A 463-nucleotide genomic window follows, 5' to 3' on the forward strand; every position below is an offset into this window, starting at 1 on the left:
TTTGTCAACCGTAGAAAGTTCTTCTTTTAATTTTGTTGCTTTGTCACGTGATAAGCCCAACTGCGTTTGTAAGTTCTTCTGCAATTGCGCCATTTTCCCGGTATTTGTGGGGTCAAGTTTTAGAGCTTCACGTAAGTTTTTAGCTTCTCCTCTAAGCCCTGACATTGCGGTATTAACGCCTTTAAGTGAGTTCTCGAATTTCGTTGTATTACCGTATATCTCGACCTCAAATGTTGCATTACTTGCCATTACATACCCTTTCTTTTACGCCTTTTCTCTTTTTCTTTTTCCTCTTTCTTTTTCTCTGCAATAAGTTCGATTATTTTATAAACAAGTTCTAGTTCCATTTCCATGAACTGTGTTATATCAATTTCATTATTGCCCAAAACAGTCAAAAGTTCTAAAGTTTTATTTTCCCTTACAGTATCTTTCTTTTTCTTAATCAATGAACTAGAAGAAAAGA

Annotated in this window: 2 protein-coding genes; both read right to left on the reverse strand. The window is 34.8% G+C overall.

Annotated elements, in window-relative coordinates:
• The coding region (locus FDX22_RS17015; protein WP_146717521.1) for a hypothetical protein at positions 1-249 on the reverse strand (249 nt) is incomplete at its 3' end.
• On the reverse strand, positions 249-463 hold a 215-nt coding region (locus FDX22_RS17020), incomplete at its 5' end, for a hypothetical protein (protein WP_222592530.1). The genes FDX22_RS17015 and FDX22_RS17020, both read right to left, overlap by 1 nt.

The sequence above is a fragment of the Citrobacter sp. TBCS-14 genome (assembly GCF_005280805.1).
Classification (GTDB): domain Bacteria; phylum Pseudomonadota; class Gammaproteobacteria; order Enterobacterales; family Enterobacteriaceae; genus Citrobacter; species Citrobacter gillenii.